General features: G+C 65.6%; 14 protein-coding genes. 3 read left to right on the forward strand and 11 right to left on the reverse strand.

Annotated elements, in window-relative coordinates; translation table 11 throughout:
• Window positions 1–13 precede the first annotated feature (13 nt).
• Both ACZ0BA_RS13625 and ACZ0BA_RS13630 read left to right on the forward strand, forming a co-directional pair.
• Window positions 14–1,783, forward strand: coding sequence for a GMC family oxidoreductase (locus ACZ0BA_RS13625; protein WP_463451800.1), 1,770 nt, complete (start codon window positions 14–16; stop codon window positions 1,781–1,783).
• Window positions 1,780–3,069, forward strand: a complete 1,290-nt coding sequence (locus ACZ0BA_RS13630; protein WP_463451801.1) for a c-type cytochrome — start codon at window positions 1,780–1,782, stop codon at window positions 3,067–3,069. The genes ACZ0BA_RS13625 and ACZ0BA_RS13630 overlap by 4 nt, the downstream gene beginning before the upstream one ends.
• Before the next feature lie 33 nt (window positions 3,070–3,102).
• Here the strand turns inward: ACZ0BA_RS13630 and ACZ0BA_RS13635 are convergent, their stop codons facing one another.
• Complete coding sequence (locus ACZ0BA_RS13635; protein WP_463451802.1) at window positions 3,103–4,074, reverse strand: AEC family transporter; 972 nt, start codon at window positions 4,072–4,074, stop codon at window positions 3,103–3,105.
• Between the two features lie 71 nt (window positions 4,075–4,145).
• On the opposite strand from ACZ0BA_RS13635, the gene ACZ0BA_RS13640 reads away from it, so the two are divergent.
• A complete protein-coding gene (locus tag ACZ0BA_RS13640; RefSeq protein WP_463451803.1) occupies window positions 4,146–4,655 on the forward strand; it encodes a YgjP-like metallopeptidase domain-containing protein in 510 nt (169 codons plus the stop codon).
• 22 nt (window positions 4,656–4,677) lie between these two features.
• Here the strand turns inward: ACZ0BA_RS13640 and ACZ0BA_RS13645 are convergent, their stop codons facing one another.
• The 10 genes from ACZ0BA_RS13645 to ACZ0BA_RS13690 all read right to left on the reverse strand — a co-directional run bounded on the left by ACZ0BA_RS13645 (window position 4,678) and on the right by ACZ0BA_RS13690 (window position 19,954).
• Entirely contained in the window at window positions 4,678–5,517 is an 840-nt protein-coding gene (locus tag ACZ0BA_RS13645) for a hypothetical protein (protein ID WP_463451804.1), read from the reverse strand.
• A gap of 94 nt (window positions 5,518–5,611) precedes the next feature.
• Window positions 5,612–8,506, reverse strand: a complete 2,895-nt coding sequence (galA, locus tag ACZ0BA_RS13650; protein WP_463451805.1) for a beta-galactosidase GalA — start codon at window positions 8,504–8,506, stop codon at window positions 5,612–5,614.
• An 18-nt stretch (window positions 8,507–8,524) separates the two neighbouring features.
• Complete coding sequence (locus tag ACZ0BA_RS13655; protein WP_463451806.1) at window positions 8,525–9,808, reverse strand: glycosyltransferase; 1,284 nt, start codon at window positions 9,806–9,808, stop codon at window positions 8,525–8,527.
• Window positions 9,809–9,824: 16 nt separating this feature from the next.
• Entirely contained in the window at window positions 9,825–10,364 is a 540-nt protein-coding gene (locus tag ACZ0BA_RS13660; protein WP_463451807.1) for an LOG family protein, read from the reverse strand.
• Complete coding sequence (locus ACZ0BA_RS13665) at window positions 10,361–11,146, reverse strand: hypothetical protein (RefSeq protein WP_463451808.1); 786 nt, start codon at window positions 11,144–11,146, stop codon at window positions 10,361–10,363. Before ACZ0BA_RS13665 ends, ACZ0BA_RS13660 begins: the two co-directional genes overlap by 4 nt.
• 15 nt (window positions 11,147–11,161) lie before the next feature.
• Window positions 11,162–11,827 (reverse strand): TetR/AcrR family transcriptional regulator, encoded by a 666-nt coding sequence (locus ACZ0BA_RS13670; RefSeq protein ID WP_090320420.1) that lies wholly within the window; start codon window positions 11,825–11,827, stop codon window positions 11,162–11,164.
• A 140-nt stretch (window positions 11,828–11,967) separates the two neighbouring features.
• Window positions 11,968–13,875, reverse strand: coding sequence for an alpha/beta hydrolase family protein (locus tag ACZ0BA_RS13675; protein ID WP_463451809.1), 1,908 nt, complete (start codon window positions 13,873–13,875; stop codon window positions 11,968–11,970).
• Between the two features lie 86 nt (window positions 13,876–13,961).
• The gene (locus ACZ0BA_RS13680) at window positions 13,962–14,789 is read right to left on the reverse strand and encodes a substrate-binding periplasmic protein (RefSeq protein ID WP_463451810.1); all 828 of its coding nucleotides are present in this window, start codon (window positions 14,787–14,789) and stop codon (window positions 13,962–13,964) included.
• Window positions 14,790–14,797: 8 nt separating this feature from the next.
• Window positions 14,798–18,451 (reverse strand): EAL domain-containing protein, encoded by a 3,654-nt coding sequence (locus ACZ0BA_RS13685; protein WP_463451811.1) that lies wholly within the window; start codon window positions 18,449–18,451, stop codon window positions 14,798–14,800.
• Window positions 18,452–18,466: 15 nt separating this feature from the next.
• A complete protein-coding gene (locus tag ACZ0BA_RS13690; RefSeq protein ID WP_463451812.1) occupies window positions 18,467–19,954 on the reverse strand; it encodes a PAS domain-containing sensor histidine kinase in 1,488 nt (495 codons plus the stop codon).
• Window positions 19,955–19,982 lie beyond the last annotated feature (28 nt).

Raw genomic sequence — 19,982 nt, forward strand, 5'->3', positions numbered from 1 at the left:
CTGCAAATAACTTATGCCTAACATTACCAACGACGAAGTCGACGTCGTCATCGTCGGCCTCGGCTGGGCCGGCTCCATCATGTCCATCGAGCTGGCCAACGCCGGCTTGAAGGTGCGCGCGCTCGAGCGCGGACCGGACCGCCCGCCGGAAGACTTCGCCTACCCGAAACCGGCCGACCAGTACGCTTACGCGATCCGCAACAAGGTCTTCGTCACGCCGCGCGAGGCCGCCCTGACCGTGCGCTACAACACCGGCGAAACGGCCCTGCCGACGCGCAAGTGGGGCGCCTTCGTGCCCGGCAACGGCGTCGGCGGCTCCGGCCTGCACTGGACCGGCGTGCTGATCCGCCCGACCGAAACCGACATCAAGCTCAAGACCTATGCCGACCAGGCCTACAAGCGCGGCATTCTCGATCCGGACATGCGCATCAAGGACTTCCCGTTCACGTGGGAAGAGATTGAGCCGCACATGGACAAGTTCGACAAGATTTGCGGCCTGTCCGGCACCACCGGCAACCTGAACGGGCAAATCCAGCCCGGCGGCGATCCGTTCGAAGGCAAGCGCTCGAACCCCTATCCGCTGCCGGCGCTGCACGACACGCTCAACAGCTCGCTGTTCGCCGATACCGTCAAGAAGATGGGCTACCATCCGTTTCCGAACCCGTCGGCCAACGTCACGCAGGCGTGGACCAACCCGTACGGCGCCCAGCTGGCGCCGTGCAACTACTGCGGCTTCTGCAGCAAGTACCCGTGCCTGAATTACTCCAAGGCGTCGCCGCAGACCACCATCCTCGACGTGGTCAAGCGCATGCCCAACTTCGATTACAAGACCGGCGCCAACGTCATCCGCGTCGACCTGCACGACGACAAGAAAACCGCCAAGGGCGTGACCTATATCGACGAGCAGCAGCGCGAAGTGTTCCAGCCGGCCAAGATCGTCATCCTCAGCAGCTTCCAGTTCGCCAACGTGCGCCTGATGCTGTTGTCCGGGATCGGCGAGCCGTACGACCCGGTCACCGAGCGCGGCGTCATCGGCCGCAACTACGCCTTCCTCAGCAACGGCGACGCCACCCTGTTCTTCAAGGACAAGCACTTCAACCCGTTCGCCACCGCCGGCGCCACCGGTGAGATGTTCAACGACATCTCGCCGGGCAACTTCGACGGACCCGGCCTGGGCTTCATCGGCGGCGCCAAGATCCACAGCTCGCAGGCGAGCGGCGCGCCGATCGGCACCGCGCTGCCGCCCGGCACCCCAGCCTGGGGCAAGGGCTGGAAGGACGGCATGGTCGACTGGTACGGACGCTCGATGAAGGTCAGCATCTCGACCAGCTGCATGTCCTATCGCGGCCACTATCTGGACCTCGACCCGAACTACAAGGACCCGTGGGGACAGCCGCTGCTGCGCATGACGTTCGACTGGCGCCAGAACGAGCTCAAGCTGCAACGCCACCTGCGCGGCATCGTGCTCGACATCGCCAAGGAACTCAAGCCGGACGCCATGTCGGAAAACTTCCTCGGCCTCGATTCGCACTGGGACATCACCAAGTACGTCTCCACGCACAACGTCGGCGGCGCCATCATGGGCACCTCGCCGCGCGATTCGGCGCTCAACCGCTATACGCAGTCGTGGGACGTGCACAACGTCTTCGTCCCGGGCGGCAACGCGTTCCCGCAGAACTTCCAGGCCAATCCGACCGCGCTGATCGGCGCCATCACCTTGTTCGCGGCCGAAGCGATTAAACAGCAGTACCTGAAAAACCCTGGCCCGTTGGTGCAGCGATGAAAAACCTTACCTACCTCCTGAGCGCCGCCGCGATTGGCGCCGGCGCCGCTGGCATGGCCTCGGCCGCCGCCACCACAGCGCCGGCAGTGTCCGCACCGCCCGGCCAGACGCTGGCCCAACGCGGCGCCTACCTGGCGAAAGTCGGCGACTGCATCGCCTGCCACAGCGCGCCGGGCAAGCCCGCCTTCGCCGGCGGCCTGCCGATCGACAGCGGCCACGGCATCATCTACTCGACCAACATCACGCCGGACAAGGAACACGGCATCGGCAGCTACACCGAACAGCAGTTCGCCGACGCCGTGCGCAAGGGCGTGCGCGCCGACGGCACGCATCTGTATCCGGCCATGCCATACACCAGTTACGCCAAGGTCAGCGACCAGGACATCAAGGCTTTGTACGCCTACTTCCAGGGCGGCGTGAAAGCGTCCGCCTACGCGCCGCCGCAATCGACGATGGGCTTCCCGTTCAACCAGCGCTGGGGTATGGTGTTCTGGAATTACTTCTTCGCAGACGGCAAGCCGTTCAAGGCGCAGCCGGGCTGGAGCGCGCAAGTGCGCAACGGCGCCTACCTGGTCGAAGGACTGGGACACTGCAGCAGCTGCCACACGCCGCGCGGCTTCGCCATCAACGAAAGGGCCAGCAACAGCGGCGAGGCCAAATTCCTTGCCGGCGGCGAGCTCAATGGCTGGCCGGTGCCGTCGCTGCGCGCGCTGCCGCGCTGGGACCAGGCCGCCATCGTCGATTACCTGCAAACCGGACGCAACAAGAATTCGGCGGTGGCCGGCGAGATGACCTCCGTGGTCCAGCACAGCACCTCGCAGATGACCGTGGCCGACCTCAACGACATCGCCGCGTATCTGAAGGCGCTGCCGCCGGGACCGGCGCCCGACGCCGCCGTCAAGCCGCAGGGACGCGACGCCACCGTCAAGAAATTGTCGGCTGCCGTCAACCTGACCCTGGGCGAGCGCTTGTATCTGGATAATTGCTCGGCCTGTCACTTCGTCACCGGCAAGGGTGCGACGCGGGTGTTCCCGGAGCTCGATGGCGCCACCGTCATCAACGCCGACAATCCGACCGCTTTGTTGCATGTGATGCTGGAAGGCGCGCGTACGCCGTCGACCGACAAGGCGCCGTCGGTGCTGGTGATGCCGGGCTTTGGCAAGCGCCTGAGCGATAGCGAGGCGGCCACGCTGGCCACCTTCCTGCGTCAGGGCTGGGGCAACACGGCAGCTGCGGTGTCGGAAAAGGATGTCGCCAAAGTGCGCGCCAGGCTAGAGAAGAAATAGACCCGTCGCGCCAGGCCCGGCTGGTTGGTGTGCTCAGCGCACCAACCACATCCAGGCGCTCAACGTAAAGAACGAGGCGACCATGCAAATCAACAGCGTGGTCGCGCTGCGGTCGGCCTCGCCGTACGCCTGCGCCAGAATCGGGTAGATGCTCAACATCGGCATCGCCGCCATCAGCAGCGCCGCCGCCCGCAGCGACGGATCCATCGGCGCGATGCCCAGCAGCGGCAGCAGCGCGACAATCGCCAACACCGCCAATGGATGGCCGACCAGCTTACCCACCACGACGGGCAGCACGCGCTGCCAGCCGGCGGTCAACGGCAGTCCCACCAGGGTGCCGCCAATGGCGAACAGCGACACGCCGCCACTGGCCTGCGAGAACAACGTCACACTGCGCAGCAGCGGCTGCGGCAGCGGAAATTCCGCCAGGCTGATCACCAGACCGGCCGTCACCGACAACACCAGCGGATTGCGCGCCAGGCGCTTTACCGATTGCGCCACCACCTGCCGCCACGACCCGCCCGCGCCCCGGGCGCTTTCCGCCATCGCCAGCAACAGCGGCAACATCACCAGGTTCTCCACCATCACGTTCAACGCCAGCGCCACGCCGGCCACCGGCGCGACCATCAGCAACAGGATAGGAAAACCCATGAAACTGCTGTTGGAGCACGACACGCCCATCGCCAGGAAAGTGCTGCGCATACGGTTCAAGCCGCCCAGGCGCCGGCCCGCCACGTAGGCGGTGGACATGATCAGCAACGAGCCGCCCAGATAGGCCAGCAGATACGCCGGGTGCAGCACCTCGCGGATATGGCGCGTCGCCAGCGCGTTGAAGATCAGCGCCGGCAGCGCGAAATTGAGCACGAACTTGCCGAACACGCGCATGTCGGCCCGTTCGAACACGCCGAAGCGGGTGGCGAGGTAGCCCGCCAACACAATAATGTAGATCGGACTGGTGATGGCGAGGATGTCGAGCATGTATGGGCGCTGGGAAGTTTGCGCCATCGTACTCGACGCACGGCCCTTTGTCATGGTTGTGGTACATTCACGCCTCGAATCTTTTCAGCCGTCAAGCCATGTCCTCCCTGAAGTTCCTCAGCGCCTATTCCGAGCAAACGCAGCAGCAAGTGACCCAATTGCTGGCCAAAAACCAGCTAGGCGAGGTGCTGCTCAAGCGCTACAAGAAACCGCACGAACTGCGCACCGACAAGGCGCTGTACAACTACGTGCAGGAGCTGAAAGATGAACATTTGCGCAACGCCGAGCCGATCAACAAGGTCGAATACGACAGCAAGATCCATGTGATCAATCATGCGCTGGGCTTGCACACGTCGATTTCGCGGGTCCAGGGCGGCAAGCTCAAGGCCAAGCACGAGATCCGCGTCGCCACCATGTTCAAGGAAGTGCCGCTGGAGTTCCTGCGCATGATCGCCGTGCATGAACTGGCGCACGTGAAGGAAAAGCAGCACGACAAGGCGTTCTACAAGCTGTGCACGTACATGGAGCCGAACTATCACCAGTACGAGTTCGATCTGCGCCTGTACCTGACCCATCTCGATACCGGCGCCGGCCGGCTGTGGACTTAATCCGGCGCCGACGCATCGGCGGCTAGTCGCTCAGCGTCCAGCGCCGCGACAGGTAATCGAGCACAACGATCCGGTCGCCCAGCGGCGCCATGCCCAGCGTACCCATCAGACGCAGCGGCGCAACGAAGCTGTGCCCCGCGCAGTAGGAAGCGCGCACGCCTGACAGCGCCTTGCCCGCCACTTCCAGCCCATCCTTGAGCAACACATCGGCGCAGGTGACCGCCTCGCCCTTGGGTCCGTTAAAACTGATCGTGCCTGGATCGGTCGATGTCGGCTGCGCCGCCCCGGCCGCCAGCGCTCGCCATTCGTCGGCGTTGGTCGCCACCAGTCCAAAGCGCGAGGCGCCCGTGTCAAGCATGGCGTAGCCGACGCCAGCGCCGGGACGCCGCACTTCCACAACGATATGACCGCCGCCCTGAGCCCAGCTCAGATATAGCAGCGGTTGCGCCTCGCGCACACCGGCCAACAATGCCTGGGGAGCGTAGGCGTAGCGCGACCGCCCGAGGTCCAGGGTCAGCGTGCCGTTCTCAAACAGTGCGTTGCCGACGATGGCGATCGGACGGCCGCCGCAATCGGGTTCATTGAGCTGTGCCAGGCTGGCGGCGCTGACCGGTATCCAGCGTTGCAATCCCGACAGTTGGACATGCGCCCGCTCGGTGCCCGCCAGCGCGCCGCCGCGCTTCCAGTTCCATTCGCCGTTGGCGCCAGTATCGAGCTGCACGATACAGGCGACACCATCGACGGTCACCGGCAATAGCAGTGCCAGACGCTCAGGCGGACCCTCGTTAAAGCTGCCGATGGCCCAGTGGAACGGCTGCCATGCCGGCTCGGCCGCCTGGCTTGCGCCGCAAGCGAGTGCCATCAAAAGAAATCCCAAGCGCATCGACGCCGTCCTTGATTCAAAAGTCAGCCGGCGATTTTATAGAAAGTGCAACTATTAATCAATAACTAAGTTTTTATGGTCGCTGGAACCGGACCGTCGCCGGCGCCAGGCCGGGCGACTTCGCCGTCAAGCTGGCCTCGCCCGCCTGCCCGGTCGATTGCACGATCACCTGTGCCCAGCCGTTGAACACGCGCCGCTGCCACGGCGCCGCCGGTGCGGTCACGCGCAGCACGCCCCATTTGCTGGTGCCCACGGAGCGGTCGAACAGCCCCTGCACGCCATCTTTCGCCGTCGGCACGACATACGCCAGGCTGTTCTTATCGGTGAGCTGTGCTCCGTCGAGCGCGATCATCAGGCCTCCGTCGACCGGCTTCGCTTCGACCACGCGGCCATTCACATATACCGTCTGTCCGGCGTCGAGCCGGTCGATGAACAAGGCGGCGCGGCCGTCCGGCGCCATGGCCGGCCGGGGAAATTCGCCGCGCAGCACCAGATAGCGCGTCGCCGGCGGCTGCGCCTCCGGCGGCAACCATGCGGCCGGGTCGCGCCACGTCGCGGTATCAACCGTCGCCGTGCGCACCGACGGATGATCGGCGTTATCGACGGCAAGCGTGCGCCACGCCGCGAGCGGCACAAAGGTATGGCGGTCGGCGGGACGGTCCGGCTCGTGCGAACCCGGATCGCCGTTGCCGACACCGATGATGCGAATCGGGCCCGACGTTTCGAACCCGATCAAGTCGCCGGAGGTCGGCACGATCTTGCCGGCGGCGTCGGTCACGTTCACCCACACCACGGCGACATCGGTGCCGTCGGGCTCGAGGACGCTCTTGTCGGCGCTCAGCGTGACGCCGGCGCCGGCGCCGGTGGTCGCCACCTCGGACGTGGCGACCGGCCGGCCGCCACGGTAGGCGGTCGCCGTCAGCTTGCCGGGCTGGTAAGGCACCGTCCACTCCAGCTTGCTGTCCTTGACCATCGTCTTGCGGCCCAGCGACCGGCCATCCTGGAACAGCTCGACGGCGTCGCCGTTGCTGTACACGTGCACCTTGATCGGCTGCCCTTCCCTGCCCGCCCAGTTCCAGTGCGGCAGGATGTGCACCATCGGTTCGCGCGTCCACACCGACTTCAGATAGTAGGCCGTGTCCTTCAACACGCCGGTGGTGTCGAGCATGCCGAACTGCGAGGCGACGGCCGGCCAGCCGAACGGCGTGGTCTCGCCCCGGTAATCGAAGCCGGTCCAGACCACCATGCCGCTCATCCAGTCGCGTTCCTGCACGCGGCGCCAGCCTTCTTCGATGCTCAGGCTGCTGCCCGGCCGGCCCTGGCGGTCGTAGGCGTTCAGATGGGAGCGCGCCGGCTCGTCGAAGTAGACGCCGCGCGTGGTGAGGGTCGAGCCTTCCTCCGACATCAGCGCCGGCTTGGCCGGATGATCGCGGTGGAAGCGGTCGACGTCGTGCTGGGCGCCGTAGTTGAAGCCGATCACATCCGCCTCCAGCGACACGCCCTTGCCCGATCCGCTGGTAGCGACCATGGTGCGCCGGGTGGGATCCATGCGCTTGACGTGCAGGTCCATCTCGCGCGCCAGATGGGCGCCCGGGTCTTTCCACTCCAACGCCCATTCCTCGTTGCCCACCGACCAGATGACGACGCTCGGATGATTGCGGTCGCGCCGTATCATGCGATCGAGCTGTCCACGCACCTCGGGCGTCGTGCCCATCATGCGGTGCTCGTCGATGACGAGCATGCCCAGCCGGTCCGCCTCGTCCAGCAGTTCCGGCGTCGGTGGATGGTGCGAGGCCCGATAAGTGTTCACGCCAAACGACTTGAGCTGCTTGAGGCGCCAGGTCTGCAGGCCGTCCGGCAGCGCCACGCCAACGCCGGCGTGGTCCTGGTGGTTGTTGGTGCCCTGCAGCTTGAGCGGCTTGCCGTTCAGCGAAAAGCCCTTGTTCGGATCGAACACCACGGTGCGGATGCCGAAGCGCGTGTCGTAACTGTCGACCACCCGCCCGCCTTGCAGCAGCGTGGTTTTCAGCGTGTACAGGTTCGGCTCCTCGATCGACCACAGGCGCGGACGCGGCACCGTCAGCGCCGCGCTGAACTCGCCATCACGCACCGCGCGCACATTGCGGCCGGCCTGCTCGGCCTGCGCCACCAGCTTGCCATCGGGCGAATACACCTGCTGGCGCAGCGCGAACGACCGGGCGTCCTGGCCGTCGTTGACCACGGTGACATCGACGTCGATGCGCGCGCGTGCGCCCTCGACTGTGGTTTTGACAAAGGTGCCCCACTGCGCCACGTGCAGCGGATCGGTCTTGGTCAGCCAGACGTGGCGATAGATGCCGGCGCCCTCGTAAAACCAGCCCTCCTCGACGGTGGCGTCGGCGCGCACCGCGATGACGTTGTCGCCGCCGACGTTCAGATAATCGGTGATGTCGTAGCGGAAGCCCGAGTAGCCGCTGGGCTCGGTGCCGATGTAGTGGCCGTTCACCCAGACCGTGCTGTTGCGGTAGACGCCGTCGAACTCCAGCGAGATGCGGCGGCCCTTGTCGCTGGCCGGGATATGGATCACCTTGCGATACCAGCCGACGCTATTTTCAGGAAAATTGCGGCCGATGGCCAGCGAGCCGTGATTGGTGTTGGCGCGCGCATCGAACGGCAACTCGACCGCCCAGTCGTGCGGCAGGTCCAGCTTGCGCCAGGCGGCGTCGCTGAAATCGACGGCGGCCGGGCCGTCGCCGTAGCCGGCCTTGGCGAAGAAAAAGGGACGCAGCCCGTGCCGGAAATCCTTCTGCGCATCGTATGGGTGGCCGTGGGCGAAGCGCCAATCCTTGTCGATGTTGATGCGTTCGCGGCCATCGACGGCGCGCGCGGCGGCTGCCGGCGCCGCATCGGCGGCGGTTGCGGTTGCGGCCATGCAGGCGCAGCCCGCGAGGATGATGGCGATCAGTACTTTGCCCAGTCGATTCGTCACTGTATCTCCCTGATGTTTTTAAGTTGATGTCTGATTGCGCGAACCTTCTTCCGCCAACGCCGCGATCAGATCGGCGATCTGCTCGGCCGGCGCGCGTTCGGCCGCCAGCTTGGCAGCCAGCGCCGCGCAGGCGCTCGCCACCTCCGGCCGGTTCAGCAAGCCGGACAGCGCGGCGGTCCAGGCGTAGAGCGGCGCATCCGGCTTGACCACCGCGCCCACGCCCAGGCGCGCCAGCCGCATGCCGTTGTCGGGCTGGTCATAAGAGAACGGCACCACCAGTTGCGGCCTGCCCGCCGCCATTACCGTGGCGCTGGTGCCGATGCCGCCGTGATGGACGAACACCGCCACGCGCGGCGCCAGCGCGTCGAACGGCACGTACGGCACGTAGTGTACAAACGGCGGCAATACCGCCGGCAACTGGTCGCGGAACGGCGTGATCACCACCACGCGCTGTTGCAAGGCCGCGGCCGCGGCGATCGCGCTGTCGATGAAGGCGCGGCCGTGCGCCATCGCCGAGCCGGGCGTGACGGCAATCGGTGCGGTTCCCGCATCGAGAAAGCGTCGCAGGTCCGCGTCGAGCGACTCGTCCGGCGCCGCCGGCATGCGCGGGAAGCCGGTGCACACGGTGTTCGGCGGCCAGTCGGGCTGCGGCGCGGCGAACCAGTCGGGAAAAGCGCAAATGACCCGCTGCGGCGAATGCAGCCAGTGGCTCATCACGCGCCGCACCGGCGCCAGCCCGAGCGAGGCGCGCAAACGGTTGATTTCCGGACGCACGGCGGGATCGATGACCAGCCGTTCGATCAGGCCAAGCACTGTGCGCACAAGCCACGGCGGCATGCGCGCCAGCCACTCCAGCCCGGCGCGCGCGGCGGGGTCATAAGCGGAAAAGAAGCACGACGGCGCCAGGTGCACGGTGGCCAGCGGCACGCCGCGCGTCTCCTGCAGAATCCGGCCCGTCATCGCCAAGGTGCTGGCCACGATCAGCGTCGGCAGCTGTTCGACCAGCGCCAGCTGCCGCGCATACGACGGCGCGAAATGCCGGGACATGTACTTCCAGATCGTGAACAGCCCTTTCTGCGGATGCCACAGGTCGGGGTCGAACACCAGTTCGTCGAGCTCGGCCTGGCTGAGGCCGGAGGCGAAGGCCATGCCGGCGCGCTCGACGCGTTCCTTGAAGTTGTCGGAGGCGACCAAGGTGACATCGTAGCCACGCCGCAGCAGGGCCTGGCCGATGACAATGAAGGGATAGACGTCGCCGGCGCTGCCGGCGGCAAGGATCAAGATGTGGCGCGCGGCGACCATGCAGGCAGGCCGGGGCCTAGGCCTTGAGCAACGTCAACAGCGCCTGCGGATCGGTGGCGGACATCATCAGCGCCGCATGCTGCGGGCGGATGAAACCCTGCTCCCTGGCGTGGGCGATGAAGTCGATCAAGCCGTCGTAGAAACCATCGACATTGAGCAGTCCGATCGGCTTGGCGTGGATACCCAGCTGCGACCAGGTCAGCATCTCGAACAGTTCCTCCAAGGTGCCCATGCCGCCCGGCATGGCGATGAAGCCGTCCGACAGGCTGGCCATCATCGCCTTGCGCTCGTGCATGTCCTTGACGATGAACTGGCGCGTCAGGCCGGCGTGGCCGACTTCGCGTTCGACCAGCGCGGTGGGAATCACGCCGGTGACCTCGCCGCCGGCCAGCAGCACCTCGTCGGCGATGATGCCCATCAAGCCGACATTGCCGCCGCCATACACCAGCGCCAGGTTTTGATCCACCAGCGCCCGGCCCAGCGCGCGCGCCGCGTCGGCATAGACGGGGCTGACGCCAGCGTTGGCGCCGCAATACACACAAATAGTCTTGGTCACTGCTGCTTTTCCTCCATGAGTTCCTGTCGTGCGGCCTCGACATCGAGCCGCTCCATCGCGTCGCGCGGCGCCAGGCGCGCGGCCTGTTCCAGCAGGGCCGTGGCGTCGGCCATTTTCTTTTTGCCGTCGAGCATGGCCAGCGCGTGGCCGTACTGGATGCGCGCGATCGCCGAATCGGGATCGAGCCGCAGCGCCGCCTCGAAGTGGCGGTAGCCCTCCTCCTTCTTGACGCCGTAGGTCAGCCCACCGATCATGGCGCCGACCTTGTCGACGATCTCGGTGTGGTACACGCCCAGGCCGACATGCGCGTCGGCCCGCGCCGGCGCGAGCTGGATGGTTTTTTCGAGGCTGGCGCGCACGCGCGGCCCGAGCCCCTGCGCCAGCGCCTTGACCACCGAGGTGCCCTCGGCGTAATAACCGAGCGCGTAGGCATGCCAGTAATAGCCGGCCGGGTTGGCGGGCTGTTCGCGCTGCTGGCGCTCGCAGCGCTCGGCCACGCACTCGAACGTGGCGATGCGCTTCTTGACGCTGGTTTCCAGGTACTGCGCGTAGATGCAGATCGCCTTGTGCGCCACCGAGTAGCCGTTCACGCCAACGTCCAGGCCCAGCCGCGCGGCGCGCTCGAACTCGCCGGCATGGAAAGCGATCCACGCCTGCAGCAACGCCGGATTGGCCGGGAACGGCTCCAGGTCGCCGCTATGGAGCGCCGGCCACGCCGCCTTCAGGCTCTCGGGCGTGTAGCGGTAAGCGGGATCGGGATAAGGGAAAGGGGTCCAGGCCATGATGTCTCCGTCGGCTCACTTGAGCTTCTTCAGGTATTCTTCGGACAGTTTCTGGAACAGCAAACTGGTCTCATTACGCAGATACGGCCCGATCTGCGACAGCACCTGATAACAGCCGCGCGCCAGCGCGTCGGCCATCGATTGCTGCTCGCTGTATTTGCGCGGGTTGCGCACGTATTCGTACGACAGCCAGTAGGTCGCCACCACCACCATGTTGGTGGCCATGGCGTCGATGGCGGCGTCGGACGCCTCCAGCGATTTTTCGCTGCGCAGATCTTCGCACAGCTGCTTGGCGACCTTGATCTTGTGCGCCAGGATCTGCTTGAAATGCAGCTCCAGCTTGCGGTTGCGCGACAGCAAATCGTTGAGGTCGCGGTAGAAGAAGCGGTAGCGCCAGATCAGCTCGAACATCAGGTGCAGGTACATCCAGACATCGTCGATATTCGAGCGGCGGCCGTTGGGCACGGTGAGGATGCGTTCGATCTCGGCCTCGAACTGGACGAAGATCGAGTTGACGATGTCGTCCTTGTTACGGAAGTGGTAATACAGGTTCCCGGGAGAGATATTCATCTCCTCGGCGATCACCGTGGTGGTGATGTTGGGTTCGCCGAACTCGTTAAACAAGCGCAAGGACAGTTCCAGTATGCGTTCACGGGTGCGGCGGGGTGCTTTTTGTTGCATAACGAGGATCTCTGTTTATTCTCGTGCAAGCATAACACCTCTGCACCCCAAGTGAGAACACTGCCGCGCTTTTCAGCGTCAATGACGGGCGATTGGTGCAAGATAGGCCGATCTTCGCTGAAAACCGGCCGCCATGCCCGCTACGGCCCTGGCGCCGCCGGCGTTCCGATGTATCGATCGAGGAAGGCCAGCAGCTTTTCGTAGTACGCCGTCTCGTTGTGGGTGAAATGCAGACCGTGTCCCTCCTCTTCAAAGGCCAGCCACTCGACCTTTTTGCCGTTCAGCTCCAGCGCCTTGCGCATCTTCTTGCTGTGCGCAATCGGCACCCGCTCGTCGTCCTCGCCATGCATCAGCAGCACCGGCGCAGCGATGCGGCCGGCGTGCTTCAACGGCGAGACCTGGTCGAACCGCTCCTTGCTCGTCTTGACGTCGCCGATGCGGGCCAGCATGTGCTGCCGCGTGACCTTGTTGCCCACCCGGTCGGAGCTGTCGTTGAACATGAACTCGATATCGGAGACACCGGCGAAGCTGACCCCGCATCGATACAACTCAGGCGTTTTCACCAGGCCCCACAAGGCCGCATAGCCGCCATAGCTGGCGCCGACGATGCAGATGCGTTTGGGATCGGCAATCTTCTGATCGACCAGGTGGCGCACGCCAGCGGTGATATCGTCCTGCATCGCCAGGCCCCACTGCCCGAACCCGGCCTGCTCGAAGCGCCGTCCGAAGCCGCTCGATCCGCGAAACTGTGGCTGGAACACGGTGTAACCGCGCGCGGCCAGCAATTGCACCTCGGCGTTCCAGCCCCAATAGTCGCGCGCGGTGGGACCGCCGTGTATCAGGACCACCAGCGCCCCCGGCCCGGCGGCCGCAGTGGCGTTGGCTGCCGGACGCGTCAGGAAAGCCGGCACTTTGGTGCCGTCGTCGGCCGCGTAACTGATGATTTCCATGGGCCGCAGATCGGCATCGGCCGTGGCCGGCTGCCTGCGTGCGATCAGCCGCAGCGCCTTGGTTTGCATGTCGAGCAGATACCAGCTGCCGGGATCCTGATCGCTGGAGGAAGAGACCAGCACCTTTCCCTTGGGATCGCCGCTAAGGCGGTTGCCCCGGTTCGGCAAGGCGACATCGACTGCGCGCTGCACGCCGCTCCATACGGGATCGAACCAGATGTCCTGCGGCCGCATACCGCGTGTGGTGACCCGGTCGAACGCGCCCTGATCGATGCCGCCGACCGACAGGATATCCTGGGTCGGATGGCCGGCCAGCATGTCGCCGATGACCAGCCGCGCGGTGTCGAAATTGAACAGGGCGTAGGTATCGCGGCCCAGACGGCTCGATACCACGATGGTGTCCGGTTCATCCGGCACATAGACAGGCAGCCAATACTCGTCGGTGACCTTGAAGTCGGCCAGCTTTTGCCATGCCGCCCCGGCCGAAGATTTGTACCAATTCGTCACCGTCGAGGCATCGCGCCAGAATTCCGAATTGACCACCGTCACCGCACGCAGCTCGCCCTTGCGGTCGAACGCCGCTTGTATCAGCTTGCCTTTCGGGTACTTGAACTTCCTGCTGTCGCCGTTGCGCCCGTCGACCAGCGCCATGTCGCCATCCTCGGCGTCCGTGTACACCAGCAATTTGGTCGACGCCGGGTTTGCGCCATCGGCCGGCCCGATCACCGACTGTCCCAGTTCCGCGACCTTTTTGCCTTGCAGGTTGATGGTTTCCGCTTCGATGCCGTAATCCACCGCCAGCAAATCGTTGCCCACCCAGGTGACGTCGCGCGGGGATTTGTGGAAGCTCCACAATCCCTCTTGCACCCGCTTCCCGAACGACAACAGCTGGCTCGACATGTCGGCGGTGTCGTGCAACAGCAGGCCGTGGTTGGTACCGTTATAAATGATGCTGGCGAGATGTTTGCCGTCGGGAGACAGGCTGACGGCCAGCGTACCGGTCGGCTCCACCGCCTGCTCGATCGTCAGCGGCGAGGCCTGCGACACGGCGCCACAGAAGCAGGAGACAGCAAGCGCCATGACAGGAACGATACGCACAGTTTTCCAGGAACAAAGATTAGTAATTTGACATTGTGGCAGAATCGGTTGCCGGGCGCAATTCTCAACAACGCCGCACTGCGGCGTCAGCGCGCGGGCGCGTGGTGCGCAGCGGGCAGGTCGGCAGGCAACTGGGACGCCGGCAGCCACTTCTGATGAACCTTGAGGAAAGTGCCGTCGCGCTTCATATCGCGCAAGGCGTCGGCCCAGGCGATGATGGTGGCGGCCGGCGTGCCTTTGGAAAAGGCGAAATACACGCCGTCGGCGCCGAGGTTGAACGCCAGCTCGACCGCTTCCGGCCGGTAGCCGGCCAGCGCCATCGATGCCGGCATCAGCTCCTCGGCCACGAACCACAGGTCGAAGCGCCGGCTCATCAGCATTTTGGCGGCGGTTTCCGCCGTGCCGACCTCGTCGGTGACGTTATAGCCCATGCGGCGCGGCAGGCTGGCGAACACGGTGCTGCGCTGGGCGCCGGCGCGGAGCTTGCGCAGGCCCGGGTCCTGGCGCCGCAGTTCGTCTAGCCGCCCCTTGACGACGTAGGCCGAGATGCGCGTGGTAAATACCGGCCCGACGAAATGCAGTATGGCTTCGAGCTCGGGGGTGCGCACCACCGCCGCCAGCACGACGTTGGGCTCGGCCTTGGCCAGCGCATTGGCGCGCGCCCACGGAATGATCTGCACCCGCTCCGGACGCCCCAGCCTTTGCTGAATGCGCTCCACCAGCTCGACCGCCAGGCCGTCGGGGCGGCCGTCGTGCGTGAAACTGGTGGGCTTGTTTTCCATGCCGTAGATTTTGAGCGCGGGCGGCTGGGGCGGCTGCGCCAGCGCCGCACCACAGTGCAGCAGCGAACACATCAGCAGCGCCACGACGCCGGCCCGGCGCACGCTAGGGACGCCGGCGGCGGCCGCACACATTCGCAACCTCAGGCCTTGACCGCGTCGGCGATGCGCTGCGGGCCGTGCGCGCGGGCGTGCAGGCGGAAGCCTTCGCGGATGTTCTCGCGCAGGACCGCGCCCTTCCACGGCTTGGTGTAGAAGCGGTCGATGGCGCCGTGGTTGATGGCGGCCATGATCGGCGTCAGGTCGGCGTAGGCCGACAGCATGATGCGGAAGGTGTCCGGGCACAGGTTCTTGACCCGCTCCATGAACTCGGTGCCGCTCATCAACGGCATGCACTGGTCGCACAGGATCACCTGCACCCGGTGCTTGGCCAGGATGTCGAAGCCCTCGGCCGCCGTCTGCGCGGTCAGGATGCGGTAGCCGTCCTGCGACAGGAAATCGGTCAGCACGTCGAGCATGAAGGCGTCGTCGTCGACGATGAGCAGGGTTTGCTGGTCGAGCACCGTCTCGTCGACCGGCGCCTGCAGCTGGCGCCCTTCGCGCATCATCGCCTCGAAATCCGCCTCGGGCAGCGGACGGCTGAAGAAATAGCCCTGCATCTCGTCGCAGCCGTGCCGGCGCAGGTAGGACAGCTGCGCGTCCTTTTCCACGCCCTCGGCGATAACCTCGAGCTTGAGGCTGTGCGCCATGTTGATGATGGCCAGCACGATGGCGGCGTCGTCCGGGTTGCTGGTGACCTCGCGCACGAAGGCGATGTCGATCTTGAGCTTGTCGATCGGGAAGCGCTTGAGATAGGCCAGCGACGAGTAGCCGGTGCCGAAGTCGTCGATCGAGATCTGGATGCCGAGCGCCTTGAGGTTCTGCAGCACGCTGATGGTCTCCTCGGCGTTCGACATCAGCGAGCTTTCGGTCAGTTCCAGCTCCAGCAGCTCGGGCGCGATGTCGTGTTCCTTGATGGCCTTGAGCACCTCCTCCTCGAGCCCGCCGACAAAGAACTGGATGCCGGATACGTTCACCGACAGATGCACGGCCCAGCCGTGGGTGCGGCGCCATTCGGCGATCTTGCGGCAGGCCTCGTGGATCACCCACGAGCCGACCCGCACGATCAGGCCGGTCTCTTCGAGGATCGGGATGAACAGCGCCGGCGACACCATGCCGTGGCCGGGCCGCTTCCAGCGGATCAGCACCTCGGCGCCGCTGATGCGGCCGTTGCCGATATGGACCTTGGGCTGGAAGTGCAGCACGAACTCCTCGTTGTCGATGGCGCGCCGCAGCGCGTTCTCCAGGTCCAGGCGCGCCAAGGATTGCGCGTTCATCTCGGCGGTGAAGAAGCGGAAGGCGTCGCGCCCGGCTTCCTTGGCGCGGTACATGGCGGTGTCGGCGTACTGGATCAGCACGTCCGGATCGGCGCCGTCGTCGGGGAACACGGCGATGCCGATGCTGGCCGTGACGGTGACCTCGTGGCCCTTGAGGTCGAACGGCCGGCGCATCGACTCGCGGATCTTGTCGACCACGGCGATGGCGTTTTGCGCGCCTTCGGGCAGCATCAGGATCGCGGCGAACTCGTCGCCGCCGAAGCGGCCGATGGTGTCGCGCACGCGCAGGCAGTCGACCAGCCGGCTGGAGAACTGGCGCAGCAGCTCGTCGCCGATGGTGTGGCCCAGGGTATCGTTGACGTTTTTGAAGCGGTCGACGTCGAGGAACAGCACCGCCAGCGACCATTTGTGCTCGGCCGCCTGGCGCAGCGAATGGGTCAGCGAATCGTAGAACTGGCTGCGGTTGGGCAGGCCGGTCAGGGTGTCGAAGTGCGCCAGTTTCAACAGGCGCTGCTCGGCCTCCTTGCGCTCGGTGATGTCGCGCGCCACCGCCACCAGGATCCAGCTCGGACCGGAGCGCAACGTGCGGCGCTGCACCTCGACCGCCAGCGGCTTGCCGTCGCGGCATTGCAGCAGCAGTTCGGTCATGGCGCCGCTCTGGTCGCCCGACAGCAGTTTTTCGTACAGTTCCTCGAGCTTGTGCAGATCGCCGTCGGCGGCCACGCCGGGACCGATCTTGAGGAATTCCTCGCGCTCGTAGCCCAGCATGCGGCACGCGGTGGCGTTGACGTCGACAAAGCACATGCCGGCGCGGTCGACCAGGAAGATGGCGTCGGCGGTGGCGTCCATCGCCAGGCGGAAGCGCCGCAGGTCCTCGTCGAGGCGGATGCGGGCGTTCATGTCCAGGGTCAGCTGCGCATGGTGGCGCTTGATCTCGTCGTACAGCAGCAGGTTTTCGTAGGCCACCGAAATTTGCGCGGCCACCGTGGCGGCGACGCGCTCGTCGACCTCGGAGAAGCCGTCGGCGCCCAGCTTGTCGACCAGGTACAGCCAGCCGTGGGTGCGCTCGCGCGAGGCGATCGGCACGCCCAGGAACGAGTGCACCGGCGGATGGCCGGCCGGCAGGCCGATGTTGGCCGGGTCGCCGTCGAGGTCGTTGATGCGGCACGGCAGGCGCTGGTCGAGCAGGCCGCGCAGCACGCCGGCGCGCGGCGACTGCGCGATCTGGCGGATCGGCACGCCGGCGCCGCAGCTGGCGTAGTAACTGAGCTCGGTCGCGCCGCTGTCGAGCACGCCGATGCAGGCATACTTGGACACGCAAATGTTTTGCGCCACGCGGCAGCCGATCTCGACGAGCGCGCGCGGATCGCGCTCGGTGCCCAGCTCGATGCCCAGTTCGATCAGCGCGGTCAGGCGCAGGCTCACTGCCTGCAGGCTCGACAGCGAGCTCGAGAGCCGCTGCGTCATCAGCGACAGGTGCTCGGGCGTGCCGCCGGACGCCTCGTTGGTGCCGTTGGCGAACTGCGTGATGAGCTGGCTGCTCGACTCCAGCTCGCCCAGATACTCGGCCATCTTGTCGTCGATGTTGTGGAAGCGCCCCTCGGGCGGCGGTTCCGGTGCGAACACCGGCAGGTCCGCGTCGCCGTCGTCGCCGACCGCGGCCAGCCCCAGCGCCTCGTGCACGGTGCGCAGGATCACGTCCGGATCGGACGGCTTGGGCAGCACCCAGCGCACGCCGCACGACTGCGCCACGGCCATCGCCTCGCGCTCGCGGTAGGTGGCGGTGTAGAAGATCACCGGCACGTCGGCCGTCTCCGGATTGCCGTGCATACGGGTGACGAACTCGTAGCCGTCCATGTTCGGCATCAGGATGTCGGAGATGACCAGGTCGGGCCGCTCGGCCAGCACCATTTTGAGGCCCTCGGCGCCGTTCGAAGCCTCCAGCAGCCGGTGGCCGCCGTAGCCGAGCAAGGTCATCAGGAACTCGCGGTTGAGCACATGGTCGTCCACGATCAAAATCGTGGCGATGTCGTTTTTAGGCGGGGTCGACATCTCCCCGTCCAAAAAAGACTCGATTTGCGCCACGAAGGTATCCGGTTCGATCGGCTTGCCGATGTAGCCGTCAAAGCCGGCCTCGAGCAGCTTCTCGCGGTCGCCGACCATCGCCAGCGCCGTCACGGCCAACGTCGGAATGTGGCGCACCGTCTCGTCGCCCTTGAGCGCGGCCACCACGCCGTAGCCGTCGAGCTTGGGCAGGTGGACGTCGCAGATGATCAGGTCCGGCAGCTCGCGCAACGCCGCCGCCACGCCCGCCTCGCCATCGACCGCCGACAGCGGCGTGTAGCCGAACGCGCGCAGCAGGTAGACCATCAACTCCATGTTGGTGGCGTTGTCTTCAATTATCAATATACGTGCCGACACCTGTGACTCCCCTTGTCATGACTCCAGCGGCAGCGTCAGTGTAAAAATACTGCCGACGCCATACTCGCTGTCAAACAAAATTTCCCCGTGTAGCAGGGTCGCCAACTTCTGGCTCAAATGCAGCCCCAGTCCCGTTCCCTCGAACTGGTGCATCGAACTGGCTTGCAACTGCGATAGCGCCTGGTGCCGCCCGCCCTGACCGGCGTCGGCACCGCCATCGCTATCGCTGATACTGATGGCGGCGCGCTTGCGTCCGTCCACCTCCGTCCCCTCCATGCGCGCCAGCCGCACCAGCACGGTGCCGCTGTCGGTGAACTTGATGGCGTTGTCGACCAGGTTCACCAAAATCTGCTGCAGGGCGCGGCGGTCGGCCTTGACCGTCACTTCCTGTTCGGAATCCACCAGCGCCAGCGCCAGGCCCTTGTTGCGCGCCTGCGTCTGCAGCAGCGCCAGCACCTCGTCGATCACCGGCCGGCACGGCGTCGACACCAGCTCCAGTTCCACCTTGCCCGACTCGATCCGGGTCAAATCGAGCAGGTCGTTGATCAGCGACAGCAAGTGGCGCGCACTGCTTTGCACCATGCGCAATTGCTTGGTCTGTTCGGAATTAATGGGCCCAGGCAATTTCATCAACATAGTACCTGTAAACCCGATAATCGCGTTCAACGGCGTCCGCAGCTCATGCGACATGCCGCCGAGGAAGCGGTCCTTGGCCGCCACCGCTTTTGCAAGTTCGACATTCTTTTCCTGCAGCGCCAGCTCGATCCGCTTGCGCTCGTCGACATCGCGGATCGCGCTCATGATCAAGGTGCCCTCCTCCGTCTCGATCGGGCTCAGGCTGATCTCGACCGGGAACTCGACGCCGTCGCTGCGCAAGCCGTACAAATCGCGCCCGCTGCCCATCAGCCGCAGCGCCGGGCCGGCGCCGTAATCGTGGCGGTGGGCCGTGTGCAGATGGCGGAACCGCGCCGGCATCAGCGTCTCGAGCACCACGCCGCGCAGCGCGCCGTGACCGTAGCCGAACAGCGTCTCGGCCTGGCGCGTCGCCAGCACGATGCGGCCGCTGGCGTTGGCGACGATGATCGCGTCCGGCATCAGGTCCAGGATGCCATGGAAGCGCGCCTCGACCAGCTTGGCGTCGCGCAACACCTTCAGCTCCGTGACGTCCTTCTTGCTCCACAAAATATATTCCGGCGCGCCGCCGGCATCGCGCAGCAGCTTGCTGGTGCTGTCGATGTACACCAGCGTGCCGTCCCTGGCGCGGCGCACCGACTCGTAGCTGGCGGCGCCGGCCTCGAGCGTCTGGCGCAGCAGCGCGCCGCCGTCGTCCAGCCCGGGCACCTCGATGAGCTCGGCCAGCTTGCGGCCGATCGCCTCGTCGCTGCTGTAGCCGAACACCATCCGCGCGCCGTTGGTCCAGTACATCACTTCGCCATCGGGCCGCGTGATGATCACCGCGTCGGGCGTCTGGTCGAGGATAAGGGTGCCAAAGTCTATCGCCATCGTTCTACCTGTTTACTGTACTTCATAC

The organism is Duganella sp. AC917 (assembly GCF_979258245.1).